At 55.2% G+C, this 14,058-nt stretch carries 8 protein-coding genes and 2 tRNA genes; 8 read left to right on the top strand and 2 right to left on the bottom strand.

Annotated features, from left to right (window positions below):
• Positions 1–69: 69 nt before the first annotated feature.
• Together IPM61_02650 and IPM61_02645 are read right to left on the bottom strand one after the other, a co-directional pair.
• Positions 70–1,629, bottom strand: coding sequence for an AAA family ATPase (locus IPM61_02650; GenBank protein MBK8910204.1), 1,560 nt, complete (start codon positions 1,627–1,629; stop codon positions 70–72).
• Complete coding sequence (locus IPM61_02645) at positions 1,626–3,941, bottom strand: FAD-dependent oxidoreductase (protein MBK8910203.1); 2,316 nt, start codon at positions 3,939–3,941, stop codon at positions 1,626–1,628. Before IPM61_02645 ends, IPM61_02650 begins: the two co-directional genes overlap by 4 nt.
• 400 nt (positions 3,942–4,341) lie before the next feature.
• Between IPM61_02645 and IPM61_02640 the strand changes: the two genes are divergently transcribed.
• From IPM61_02640 to IPM61_02605, 8 genes are all read left to right on the top strand, one after another.
• A tRNA-Ala gene (locus IPM61_02640) sits at positions 4,342–4,414 on the top strand.
• A gap of 21 nt (positions 4,415–4,435) precedes the next feature.
• Positions 4,436–4,509: transfer RNA gene (locus IPM61_02635), tRNA-Asp, on the top strand.
• Between the two features lie 145 nt (positions 4,510–4,654).
• Positions 4,655–5,215 (top strand): peptide deformylase, encoded by a 561-nt coding sequence (gene def, locus IPM61_02630; GenBank protein ID MBK8910202.1) that lies wholly within the window; start codon positions 4,655–4,657, stop codon positions 5,213–5,215.
• A gap of 145 nt (positions 5,216–5,360) precedes the next feature.
• Positions 5,361–7,952 (top strand): alanine--tRNA ligase, encoded by a 2,592-nt coding sequence (alaS, locus tag IPM61_02625; protein MBK8910201.1) that lies wholly within the window; start codon positions 5,361–5,363, stop codon positions 7,950–7,952.
• A 344-nt stretch (positions 7,953–8,296) separates the two neighbouring features.
• Positions 8,297–11,617: a hypothetical protein gene (locus tag IPM61_02620; GenBank protein ID MBK8910200.1), complete on the top strand. Its 3,321-nt coding sequence runs from the start codon at positions 8,297–8,299 to the stop codon at positions 11,615–11,617.
• A complete protein-coding gene (locus IPM61_02615) occupies positions 11,542–12,456 on the top strand; it encodes a hypothetical protein (GenBank protein MBK8910199.1) in 915 nt (304 codons plus the stop codon). Before IPM61_02620 ends, IPM61_02615 begins: the two co-directional genes overlap by 76 nt.
• Before the next feature lie 34 nt (positions 12,457–12,490).
• Positions 12,491–13,126, top strand: coding sequence for a hypothetical protein (locus IPM61_02610; protein MBK8910198.1), 636 nt, complete (start codon positions 12,491–12,493; stop codon positions 13,124–13,126).
• Between the two features lie 179 nt (positions 13,127–13,305).
• Positions 13,306–13,980, top strand: coding sequence for a T9SS type A sorting domain-containing protein (locus tag IPM61_02605; GenBank protein MBK8910197.1), 675 nt, complete (start codon positions 13,306–13,308; stop codon positions 13,978–13,980).
• Positions 13,981–14,058: the final 78 nt, after the last annotated feature.

The following is a 14,058-nucleotide window of genomic DNA, read 5'->3' as shown; positions in this document are numbered from 1 at the left end:
TAGCTGATTCCTGATGCTGGAAAATAAACTGCGAATAACCCGAATCAAGAAGAAAAAGTTACTTGGGGTTCAATATCTGTTCCTCCAAGCAATAATTGCATCTGACAATTCATCAACAAAAACCTTCATCTCACCTTTGTGGGATTGGCTTTCGCCAGCGGCAACAAGGCGAGCAATTTGGGGGACAGTTCGATTGAGTTCTTCGGCCAGTGTTTCCAATTTATTTTTGTTGATATTGGTTGGTTTATCGGATGCGCCAGAGTATATCTGATCTATTAATTGAATTTTTCTTTGTAAATCTTCTACAGTTGTTCCAAGCACTGTGGCATAATCATCACACTTTGCGGTAAGGATGGACCACAGCCATACTTCTGGAGATTGATTGCTTGGAAGGAACAAAAGGGAAATAGCATGGCCATGGCGCGCTCCTACGCTTCGCAAACTATTTTCAAGATTACGCGCATCGCCATCAAGAATAAACACGAATGAATCAAGCGTCTGGAATTTGGCCAACGCTTCAATATGCTGGCCAAATTGGTCTTTTCCTGTATCGCGGCCAACGGTGATGTCATCTGGAGCAATGCCAATTCTGGGGTTTAGAACGTCTAACACGCCCATAATAACCCCTTCGGCAACGTCATCTTCGCATAAAATGGACAGCTTATTTAATGATCTTCCATACAATGCTTTTTGAATAATATCACGATATGGAGTCTGAATCACAACGTTATTCTCTGTACGGTCTAAAAATATTCGTGCATCTTGGGGAACGCTTTCGATAACTACGGAACTATGGGTTGTGACAATGATTTGAAGATTATTACGCAACGCCAAACGTTGCAGTTCTAACATCATCTGTTGCTGAGTCACAGGGTGCAAGCCTGCCTCAACTTCATCAATTAAAACAAGGCTATCATTCATCTGTGAAATGTCTTTGGAGATGCGAAGGATCGCTCGCTCACCCGCTGACATGTGAAATTCCGAATAGCTCTCCTCATCGTTTTCGCGAACAGCAAATAATAAATCTTTGTTGTCTCGCCTCTTTAATAACGTCAACCCACGATACCGAACTGGCAAGATGCGGTGCGCAAAAGCAATAAGGTCCGCAGTTAATTCTTCCTGAGTAAACGTTGATTTTCCCATTTGAAGAATGCTTCGTACTTCGGATGGGTTCGTCAGGTTCGATAACGTGCGGATATAGGTGTGCCGTTCTGGTTGGATGCCCTCCCTTTTTCCAAGAAAACTTTTATTCCAAGTTTTCCCTTTGGCCCATCGCATTCTTGTTTTGGTGCTATTGCTTAAATAATAGTACTCAAATACCGTTCCTGTAGATTTATCCGAAGGGCTTGCGCTACCTTGTGTCTGCAGATTCGGAAAAAGTTTTGATGGGACGATCCCCCAAGTCTTGCTTGGTGGCCTGTAGGCACAAGCGCATGCAAAAAGAACGGTTGATTTCCCCGATCCATTCGGCCCAGCAATTACCGAAACGGGAAATGAAAAAGGAACCCTAAGATCACGTATGCCACGCAACTTCTCAATCCGTAGTTCTTCAAGAAAATCTTGGGATTGATTTTTTTTACTACGAAGCTGATCCCATATCTGCGTTAGGTTCCGGTGTAAAAAACTCATGGCTCAACCTCTTCCGGCTGAGGCACAGAAGCAGTGGTGTGCGGCGCAAAGTATTGCTGCCATTCGTCGTAGGCGAATGCCCCTGGGTTCTCGCGTTCGATAATCGTGTTCGGGGCTGTTCCGGCTGCAATCAGTACGGTGCGGGCGGGAATGGTGAACTCCTTGCCGGTGCTTCGCCATTTTCCGTTTTCGTCGGCCCCTTGCTGCTGGAACACGATCCCTTCCACCGCTCCGTGCTTGCCGGCAATGGCAGCCGTGGGGGACATATTCTCAACGAAGTAAATCCCTTCCTCCAACGCTTCGGCGATTTCCTCGTGGTTCAAACGGTAGGCGGGGGAGTCGGTGACGGATTTCCGGTACACCAGCGAGACCCCACCCCAGGAGCGGATCAGGTCAATAAAATTCGGGACGCGCCCTTCCCGTGCGGCGGCCTCCCGTTCTTGTTGCAGCGCGTGCCCGTGGCCCACCATCTCGTGCAGCGTCTCCCGCTCTTCTTCGTTGAAGCCGCTCCAGAATGTTGCTTCCCCAAGCTCTGCAATCAGGGTGTCTATCCGGCGTGCAAGCCGTTCCACTTGGATTGGATAGTAGGCCATCACTTCGGTGGCGGTATCAATTCCGGTTAGGCCGCCGCCAATCACCACTGCCGGAAGGCGCACCTCAAGGTTGGCCAGCGCGTCGCGTTTGAACGCGCCGGTAAGCTGCAACGCCATCAAGAAATCGCTGGCTTGGCGGATGCCGCGCAGCAGGTTGTTTTTCATCGGGACCAGCGTTGGTTTGCCGGCTCCGGTGGCAATGGCGATATGGTCGAATCCCATCTTCCAGGCATCATCAATGGTGATGGTTCCCCCAAAACGGATCCCGCCGTAGATGCGGAAGTTCCGCCGCCGCGCCAGCGCGATGTAGATCACCTTCAGGAAGTTCTTATCCCACCGAACAGTGATCCCGTACTCCGAAACACCACCAAAACCAAGCAGGATGCGCTCATCAAGTTGGTCAATCAGTTCGTGGTAATCGCGGATTGGCTGCGGCGGGGTGGTTTTGCTTCCAACCCAACGCTCCGGCAGCGGCTCAATCTTTAATCCATCAACCCCCACCACGCCAAAACCTTCGTTGATAAGGTAGTGGGAAAGGGTGTAGCCCGCCGGTCCCAATCCCACCACCAACACCTTCTTCCCGTTGTAGGGAAGCGCGTAGGGGCGGCGGATATTCAGCGGGTTCCAACGGGTCAGGAGTGAGTACATCTCGAAGCCGAACGGATAGTTCAGCACTTCGGTGAGCAAGCTGGTTTCAATCTGCGGGATGTTGACTGGTTCCTGCTTCTGGTAGATGCAAGCCTTCATGCAGTCGTTGCAGATGCGGTGCCCGGTTCCGGGGCACATTGGGTTATCTACCATCACCATTGCAAGGGCTGCAAGGCCGTCGCCGCCCCCCTTCAGGGTATGAGCTTCGGAGATTTTCTCACCCAACGGGCAGCCGTTCAGGGTTACGCCCAGCGGGTTTTTCTGGATGGTTCCATCTTTTGCCCGCAAGCCTTTGCTGCAGGAGTCTTTATCGCGGTTGTGGCAGTAGATGCAGTATTCCACCTCCCCCAAAATTTCGCGTGCGGTTGCGCGGTGGTCCGTCAGCTTGAACCCGTCGCGGAAGCGATAATGCTCGGGTGGGCCAACGTAGGTTCCTTCCGGCTTGTCGGCTGCTGGCTGCAAGTGAACAAGGTGGGCAAAGTTGACGTTGTGCGGAATCCGCAGCGATGCCCAGCCGCGTGTTTCGGGGCGGTGTTGGTGGTGCTGAAGGGCAATCCACCGCTCGTACAGGCCAAGCACCCCGGTAACCACCGCATGGTCGTCGGGGAGCGAATCCACGCCGGCCAGCTGGACCGCAACCGCGGGGGAGCGTTCGATTGCTTCGGCAACCCGCTGGCGAATGGTGGCAACCTCGGCAATCAACTGGGCCGATGGTTCCTCATGGTGAAGCTCCGAGTGCTTGAACGATTTCTCCAAATCAATCAAGTGGATCACCGAGACCGCCAACGCGCGCTCGGGGTCGGTTTGGGCAAAGGTTTCCAGGAAGAGGGCATTGTTCAGCACTTCGGTGGCGGCAATCACGGCGGCAGCGTCAAGCCCATCGGCGTTGGTGATTCGTTTCAGTGCCCGGCGCACCACAAATTCCCGCTTGAAGGTCAGAACCACGGTGTCATCTTCCACAACGCGCCGCAGCCGCCCATGCTCGTCTTGAACTTGGAAGAGTTCGGTGATGAAGGCCGAAAGGTGTGGCGCAACGGCAATCGCTACCTCCGAGCGTTCTTCCGGCTTCATCCCTTCGCCGCCGGTGTGGCGGTAGTGGTCGAATTTGGCCCACAGATCTGGATCGGTTGCCCGCAATGCCGCGTCGAAATGCTGGGAAAGGTCGCGCAGCCGTATGGGGTCGTACAGGTCGTGGTAGCTAAAGCCCGGGATGCCGATATGGAGTTGCTCCGGTGAACCGGTTGGTGCGGAGTTGTTCATGGTCTGTGCAAGAAGGATGGAAAGCGGATTAGAATCACCGCAAACATAACACCGGCATAACAGAGGAAAAGATGACAGACTTCAACAGCCAAAAATCGTTCACGGTTTGCGAAGTCGTTAAAAGATTTTATACCGAAAAAAAACGCTTGCACACGCCTTCGCCGTGCCCCTATCTTTGCGCTCCCTTTCGGAACCACGCCGGGATCAACAAGGGCCTGTAGCTCAGTTGGGAGAGCGCTTGAATGGCATTCAAGAGGTCAGCGGTTCGATCCCGCTCAGGTCCACGAAAAAAGGAAACACGTTTTGGGGCGGTAGTTCAGTTGGTTAGAATGCCTGCCTGTCACGCAGGAGGTCGCGAGTTCAAGTCTCGTCCGTCCCGCTTCGCTACACGATGCCGACCTTCACACAAGGTCGGCATTGTTGTTTTTAGCCCATTCGGTTCCGATGCTCCGTCGGTTCCAGCAATCGCAACGTTCCGCTTCTTTCAATCATCAACAAAGTTCCAATCAACACAGCCTTTGTTTATGGACCACATTCTTCCCATCTACACCTTCGATCATCCGATTCTGCGGAAAAAGCTGAAGGCCGTTGAAGAAATCAATGCCGAGATAGCACAGCTTGCCCAGGATATGCTGGCCACCATGGACAACGCCGATGGGATTGGCTTGGCGGCAAACCAGGTCGGGAAAAATTTGGCGATGACGGTGATTGATGTTAGCTCCTACGAAGGATTCGAGCAGCAACAGCCGCTGGTGCTGATTAACCCCGTGATCGAGGCGTTCTCCGACGAAGAAATCCCGATGGAAGAAGGCTGCCTTAGCCTTCCCGACCTTCGCGCCGATGTGATCCGCCCGGCCATGATCCAGGTGCGGTTTTACGATGTTGACATGCACGAACACATTCTGGAAACCGACCGAATCCTTGCCCGTGTGATACAGCACGAGGTTGACCACTTGAACGGCATCTACTTTTTCGACCACCTGAAACCAATCCGCCGCGCACTGCTGAAACGCCGCCTGATGGATATTAAACGGGGTGATGTTGAAGCCGATTACCCCTTGTTCAAAGGCGATGACGGAAAATAGAGATGACGGCATGATGAGTTTTGGATGCTGTGAGAGAGAGGGGAACGGAAGACCAGCAGGCAACAAAACTCAGCAGATGCCTTTGCGCACAGCAAGGGCGACCCACACAAACTGACGTACTGACCAACGGCCAATGCCCACTTCCATGACTTCACGCGAGCTTCGGCAATCGTTTCTTGAATTCTTCCGCCAGCGCGGCCATACAATCGTCCCTTCGGCTCCGGTTGTTCCCCATGGGGACCCAACGCTGTTGTTCACCAACGCCGGGATGAACCAGTTCAAGGATGTCTTTCTTGGAACCGGAACCCGCGATTATGCCCGCGCTGCCGACACCCAAAAGTGTGTGCGCGTCAGCGGGAAACACAACGACCTTGAGGAGGTTGGCCACGACACCTACCACCACACCTTTTTTGAGATGCTGGGGAACTGGTCGTTCGGGGACTACTACAAGCGAGAGGCGATTACGTGGGCGTGGGAGCTTGTCACCAGCGTCTGGGGATTGCCGAAGGATCGGATCCACGTCACGGTTTATCGCGCCGATGACGGAAGCGAGCAGGACCAAGAAGCCTACGACATCTGGCGGAACGAAACGGACATCCTTCCCGAGCATATCCACTGGTGTGGGGCAAAAGATAATTTCTGGGAGATGGGGGAGACCGGCCCCTGCGGCCCTTGCTCAGAGATCCACTTCGACCGCACCCCCGACGGCAGCGGCGGCCCGCTGGTGAATGCCGGATCGCAAGATGTGATTGAGTTCTGGAACCTGGTGTTCATCCAATACAACCGCAAAGCCGATGGCAGCTTGGAAGAACTTCCGGCCAAGCACGTTGACACCGGAATGGGGTTCGAGCGGATCTGCGCGCTGGTCCAGGGGAAATCGAGCAACTACGACACCGATGTCTTCATGCCGCTGCTGCAGGAAATCTCCCGTATTGCCGGCAAACCATACTCCGGCGGGCTGGATGACCGCCCCAGCATCGCCATGCGGGTGTTGGCGGACCACGTCCGAACCGTTGCCTTTGCCGTGGCCGATGGCGCTGCGCCGGGGAACGCCGGGCGCGGCTACGTCCTTCGCCGCCTGCTTCGCCGCGCCGTGAAGTATGCGTTTATCGAGTTGGATGTGAAAGATCCAATCCTGTGCCGCCTTGTTTCCGTGCTGGCCGACACCATGGGGGATGTCTTCCCGGAAATCGTTCGCCAGCGGGAGTATATCGAGAAGATCATTCGCGCCGAGGAAGAGCAGTTCGGGACGACAATCGAGAAAGGGGTGGCAGAGTTCCAGCAGCGCACCGCCGAAGCAAGCATCGTCAATGCTGCCGATGCGTTCTTCCTGTACGACACCTGCGGCTTCCCCCTGGACCTTACCGAATTGCTTGCCCGCGAGCGGGGAATCGGCGTGGATGTTGCGGGGTTCAACCAGCTAATGGATGAGCAGAAACGCCGCGCCCGCATGGCTCGCAAAAACGTTTCGCAGGAAGCCGTCAGCCTGAACGTGGAGGGGAGCACCGAGTTCGTTGGCTACGACCAGACCACTGCGGAGGCACGCGTCCTTGCCGTCACCGAGCATGGAGTGGTGCTGGACCGCACGCCGTTGTATGCCGAGATGGGTGGCCAAGTAAGCGACCACGGGACCATCACGATTGGGGGGGAAGCCTACCCGGTGGCCGATGTTCATAAAATCGGCACCCTGTTCCTGCACACGCTGGAATCGGAGCCTTCCGGAATCAGCGTTGGCGACGACGCAATCGTCCAGCTTGCCACCGGCTACCGCGCCCATATCCAACGGAACCACTCGGCCACCCACATCCTGCACGAGGCCTTGCGCCGTGTGTTGGGGACGCACGTTCAGCAAGCGGGGTCGTTGGTTACACCGGACCATCTCCGTTTTGATTTCAATCACTTCAGCAAAGTGAGCGATAAGGAATTGCGCGAGATTGAGGCGATGGTCAACGCAAAAATCCGGGAAGGAATTTCTGTTCAGACCGAGGAAGTTGCGATTGAGGAGGCCCGAAAGATCCCGAACGTGAAGATGTTTTTTGGCGACAAATACGGCTCGCGGGTGCGGGTCGTGACGATTGACCCTGCGTTCTCGGTGGAGTTCTGCGGCGGAACGCACGTGCGGAACACCGCCGACATCGGCTTCTTCAAGCTCACCGCCGAAAGCAGCATTCAAGCCGGAGTTCGCCGGATCGAGGCTGTCACCGGCTTCGATGCCGATGCCCTGCTGCTGGGACGGTACCACGAAATTGAGCGGCTATCGAAGCGGCTTGGGGTAAGCGACCGTGAGTTGTACCAAAAAATTGAGGGATTGCTTGAGGAGAAGAAAGGGCTGGAGAAAGAGCTGGCCCATGCGCGTTTGGCTTCGGCGGCTGGGGTGCTTGACAACATTATTAATCAGGCCAGTTCGCTGAACGGCTTCCGGGTGGCAACCGGGCAAGTGGCGGCGGCCGACATCGAGGCCTTAAAATCATTGGGTGATGATCTGCGCAATCGCTTGGGAAGCGGAGGGATCGGCCTGCTTGGTGCCGAAATTGAAGGGAAAGCGCAATTTGTCTGCGTTGTCACCGACGATCTGACCGAAAGGTTATCGGCAGGGAAGATTGTTGGAGCGGTTGCCAAGCTGGTTGGCGGCGGCGGCGGCGGGAAGGCGCACTTGGCCACGGCCGGGGGGCGGCAGGTGGAGAATTTGGAGAATGCGATAGGGCAGGTTCAAGCCATCGTGAGTGGGATGGCCTAAAAATTTTCTTTGGGAGTCAAAAAAAAATTATGTTTGGCGGAAACCTTTGGGTGAACAAGAGTGTTCTTGCCCATTGACAGCAACCTCGGAAGAATCGATCTGATACCGTTGTTGGCGATTTTGAACCGAAAATCGCGTTTTTCCCCTCCTCATACTCATTCATTACAGCATAATCTTGGCCGCACCCTTGCGGAGAACCGTTTCTTGAACCGAAGAAATGCAAGGGAAGGGCAAGGAGATTAGGCAGCCCAAGCCAAATTTTGGGGGAGTATGAGCCTTGTTCTTTGACGCTTAACAGTCTGCATTACAAACACTGTACTAACAAACCCACAGGAGCATCGGTAATGCGTAAAGTCCTTACCACACTTATTCTGGCCTTAGTGGTCGGAACCGGGCTAATGGCCCAAACGCCGGGGACTAATCCTCCCATGGTGAAGATTCCGTGGAACAACTACCTTCCACAGAGGATCCCAAACAACTTCCAAACCATCATCGGATCGGCGGGTACCTATTTGATACCTAACACATCCGGTCGGTATGGTGGTTCGCAGAACTACAACTTCAACGTTACGGCTTCGCCGTATAACGGATTCCCAATCTTCTTCCTCGGCAACTACTACTCAACCGTCCAGGTTGACGTTGCTGGGTACATTGGCTTTAACCAAGCGAACTATAATGGCTATGGTTGGGGCTTGGGTTCGAACAACCCTAACCTTAACTATCAGCAAGGCATCTGGAATCCATCATGGTATTCCTACGATGACCGTGTATTGTGGGCCTATTGGAGCGATCTCCGCTCAAGCGGTGTGACATCGCCTACCGGTGGTGTCTATTACCGTGTTGATGGAGTTTCACCAAACCGCGTGATGACCTTCGAGTGGCGCGTGATGGGTGCTTACTACCCAAGTGCTAACCCAGGGAACTTCCAAGCCAAAATCTACGAGACCCCGTCGGGAAAGATTGAACTCTTCTACGGACCAAACTCGATCAACCGCACCAAGCCAACCGATAACCCCCAATACACCTTGGGTTATGGTGCATTGGTCGGTATCAAAAACTTGGGACAGCAGACTGCACGCAGCACCAGCCCAACCACTCCCCCACCAGTGAATGACGAGAGCAAGTTCCTAGTGCTGCTCGATCCGTCGCAGGTGCCAGATACGGTTGCTATTACAACCGCTCGTACCTTCTACTATGCGAACGTCTACTACCAGTTCCCGGAACTGTATGCGTACTACATGAGCTATGCAGGTAATCCGTACGTGTACTACCGTGCTTCCCCATACTGGCACTATCAGTTCCCGACAAAGAATGGTCAGCAGATCGGCTACCGCCTGACCCCGTTGATGGATGATGTCACCCCAGACTCGTTGTGGTTCACCCCAGAACGCAAAGCCAACGTCTACCTTGGTGGTTCCTCGATCACCATTAATGCCCAGTTTACCAACTTCGGCAAGAACGTTCGCCAAAACGTTCCGGTCAAAGCCTTGATCTATCGTGACCAAGACTTGGTCAACCCCGTGGCAACCGCCACCGGAACCGCATTCACGACGGCAACCGCTCAGCTTGGTAAGTCTCAGGTAACCCTTACTCCTACCTTGACCGCACCGTTGATGGATGTTCCCGGTATCTATACCGTGAAAGTCATTTCCCTGTTGGATATTGACCAAGATATACTCAACGATACCCTGACCGGCCAATTCTTCATCTCGTTGCCAAACGACGTTGCTTCTTGGACACTGCTGCAACCGTACGAGAACAAGCTGCCGCTGAAGTATCAGTATCCTCTCGGTGTCGGCGTCCCGATCGAAGTTCGTTTCCTGAACATCGGGTTCAACTCGCAGAAAGATGTGCCGGTTGGATATTGGATTTTTGATGAGAACGGCAACAAAGTCGGCGAAGGCCAGACCATCGTCCCAGGAACATGGGATCCTTCAACCTTCCGCGACATCAACATGCCGACGTGGACCCCGACAAAGCCGGGTCACTACTTCGTCAAGATTTACACGAACCTCAGCAACGATCAGAACCGTCTGAACGATACGCTGCTGAAATGGCCAAAGCTCGGGTTCCCATTTGATGCGAACTATGAGATTGAGCTGATGGCGTTGCCGGCAGGTATTGCACCACACTCGCCGCAGGAGTTCCAGTCGTACCCTGATGGTCGTCCGATTCCGGTGCTTGTCAATGCCACCAACAGCGGCATTGCCGATGCTACGAACGTCCCGGCAACGGTAACGATCAAGAACGCTGCTGGCAATGTGGTCTATACACGCCAAACAACCATCTTGACCGTGCCAAGCGGCAACAGTACGGTTCGCCAAGAGTTCCCGGACTTCATCCCGAACGGAGCAGGCGAGTACTGCTTGACGGTGACGGTGAACGATCCGCAAGACCCGGTGACGGAGAACAACTCGACGACGTGGTGCTTCAACGTGAAGGCACGCTACGCAGGATTGTACCGCGTTGGGTTCGGCGAGCACTTCCGCACGATCCAGGAAGCCTGGGACTCGGTCAGCACCTACGGTGTTGGCGGCCCGGTGACGTTGGAACTGGTGGACGACAGCTACACGGTTCAACCAGTCAACAACGACCCATCGCAGCCAGCGTTGGATATGCGCGGATACGTCGTTGGATTGGGAGCGAACAACCCGATCACGTGGCGGCCGGTTGCCGGCAAGACGAACGTGACGGTCAACCTGAAATCGCCATCGGGCATTGGTATCTGGTACGGCCAGAAGGATACCTCGAACCCGAGCGGATACATCACGTGGGATGGTGGAACCAACAAGGTGCTGCGGTTCGTGCTGGAGAACACAACAGCAACGAACGTCAGCGGATACAAGCGTTTGGCGATCCCGTTCTATTTGGGTCAGGGTGCCTCCAACTACAAGGTGCTCAACAGCCGGATCGAGCCAGCAAGCGGGAACACGTGGAGCCTGAAGAACACGGCGAACACGGTGACGATTCCAAGCTACAACCAGTCGTTCAACACGTTCACGTTTGTGGATGATTTGGCGCAGGTGATGTCGGCCGGTGTGATGCTTCGGAACTCGGCACCGATTGACGGAGCCACAGGAACGAACTCGCAAAAGCGCGACACGCTTCGGAACCAGAACAACGTGATCAGCGGGAACGTGATCCGTGACTTCGGCATGGGAATCGCCTCGGTGGGAGCCGGACCGCTGTACGTGGTTGGCCCGGGTCCCTACGTGGCGTACACGAACCAGAACAACCAGTACACCGGGAACCAGATTTGGAACTCAGGTCGTGCGGGTGTGACGTTGGTGTATGAGAAGAACTCGGTGGTGAGCGACAACTGGATCAACGGTGTTGCGAACACGTCGAAGACGATGTTGCATGGCGTTGGCATTGCGATCACCAGCGGTGGGAACGCCTCGAACAACCGTGGGTACTCGAGCGACATCACGATTGAGCGGAACCGGATTGCAAACATCAGCACAGTTGTTGGAGTCAGCGGTGGTATCGCTGCCGACATCAACGAGAACGTGTTTGTGTCGCCATCGAACCGGACGTACCGATTCCCGAACAACGGGGCATCGAACCTGAAGGTATCGAACAACATGATTTGGAACTATTGTGGGGCAGCACCCTTGCAGCCATTGCGATCACGCCAGAAGGGACGAACCGTCTGGACTTCGTGATGACGGGGAACCAGGTCAACAACAACACGATCTACAACACAAGTGCCTGCAACATGCAAGCGGTGGAGTACGGGATTTTGATGGACCGTGCGCAAGGCTCGGTTCAGAACAACATCGTGGCGTTGACAGGAACCAACAATCCAACCGCACTTCGGTTGGTGGGATCGGAGTTGAAGACGAAGCTGATCTCGAACCACAATATTCTGTGGGTACCGAACGGGATGACGGGATCGTTGCAGAACCTGTCAGCACAAGGGTACAAGATACCATCGCCACCAGTGGCAACGAACCTGAACCAATGGCGGTACCTGACGGGCATGGACATGAACTCGATGCAGGGTGACATCACCCAAGAGTTCGTCTCGACGTACCCGGGTGGCGTTGACCTCCATATCCAACCGATGTACCGTGGTTCGATTGCGAACAACCGCGGGACGAAGGTCGCGGGGTTGACGAACGATATTGACATGGAGCCACGCGGCTCGGCAGCATTGAACGGTCGGTACGACATCGGAGCCGACGAGTTCACGGGTCACATCCGCAACCACGATGTGATGGCCGAGGACATCTTGGGACCGGTGGGGTATCGTGCCTCAAGCGGCCAGTTTAGTGATGCAGAGTACATGATGGTTGACACGGCGGTGAGCCTTGTGGGACGCCTGCGGAACGTGGGTGGCCAGCCGGTGCCATCGAACGCAGCAACGATGACGGTGCAACGGTGGACGGGGACAACGTGGGTGACGGTTGCGACAATGAACAAGAGCGCAAGTGTGGACGTGAGCGAGCAGCGGAACGTGGCGTTCGGGATGTTCATGCCGCAGACGCTTCGCGAGTGTTAGGCAAAGCGATCCATACTACGGCCAGGATGCGAACGTGAGTCCGCTGTACCGCCTGCAATTGCGGAGCGGAACGGACGACAACGTGACGAACAACCGGTACGAGAAGATCGTGCGGTTCTACGTGTTGCGTGCAACGCGCCGTGTGTTGGTGTCGGTCGAGAGCTACCAGCCATCGAACGTGACGAACAGCGGGATCAGCGATCCAGTGGTTCTTGGGAACAAACTGAACGCGGACTCGGTGATCAGCGCAATGAACCAGATCGTCTGGGATCGGACGAACGGAGTTGGGACGGAAGACTTCGACATCTTCCAACGTGATATGTGGCCAAAGGAGAACCTGGACTTCCGCCCATGGAAGACGGTGATCTGGGCACAAGGCGAGGAAGCCCAAGGGTTGGAAGCTGAAGAGCGTGCAGCATTGAAGAGCGCGCTGGAGAGCCGCACGATGAAGGACAAGACGAACCTTCTGATCGCGGGTCAGGACGTAGCACGGAAGCACGACGTGGTGTTGACGGCCGGGAACGGTCAGATTGCCGACAAGGAGTTCGTGAACAACTACCTGCGCGCAACGTACTCGAAGCCGACGCAGCCAGCGAACTACAGCGGGTTGCGGATCAAGGGGGATCGCGCTGACGCCGAACAAGTTCGAGATGATCCGGGACCGGGGTGACGAACGACGCACCACCGATGCCGGCGATCTTGAAGGTGACAGTGAACTCTGACGGAGTGGCGAAGTCATCGCATCAGTACATAGATTTGCCACCGGTCGGATCCAACGGTACGTCAAGACACGACAGCCGGAGTGGCCTCGAAGGGAGTGAAGAAGCAGGTGGTGTACTACGCGTTTGATTGGCGTCACGCCGGTCGCTTCTGGCCGGAGCCAACGCAGAGCGGAGGAAGCGGTTGGTGTTGGCAGGGTTGGACTTCTTCGGATACAACACATCGGAAGTGCTGCCGATCAAGCTGTCGTCGTTCGCGGCACAGCAGACAGGTCGCCGTCAGGTAACGGTGGAGTGGACAACAGCCGGCGAGGAGAACGTGAGCGCGATGGAGATTCAGCGAGCCGAGGTAATGGAAGCGGTGACGGGTGACGTGGTCGGGGAGTTCAGCGTGGTGGATCGCCAGGCAGGTCGCGGAACAGCGACAGTGGGAGCGGAGTACCGGACGGTGGATGGAGGAGTAGTGGGAGGCCGGACGTACATCTACCGCTTGGTGACGGTGAACACAGACGGGACGGTAGAGATCAACGACCAGCGTCAGGTGAAGGTAAGCGGCGATGAGACGATGAGCCTAAGCGTGGTGGTAGCCCCGAACCCGATGGTGGATCGTGGGAGCGTGCAAGTGGAGTTGGCCGAGGGTGGCGAAGGCCGGATCGTGATGTACGACGCAAGCGGGAAGGAGGTAAGCGAGGTGTACAGCGGAGCAATGGTGAGCGGAGTGACGGAATACTCGTTGCCAGTGAGCGAGTTGACGAGCGGAACGTACACAGTACGGATCGGGTGGGTGGCCAAAGCCCAGTGGTGAAGAGCATCGTGGTGAAGAAGTAAGGAACGAACCTTCCCTCCTCCGCAAGGGGGGAGAAGGATGAACACAATACCCAAG

This window comes from Chlorobiota bacterium (assembly GCA_016710285.1).
Classification (GTDB): Bacteria; Bacteroidota; Ignavibacteria; order OLB7; family OLB7; genus OLB7.
Note: the sequence above shows the minus strand (reverse complement) of the source record. Positions and strands in the feature narration are given on the sequence as shown.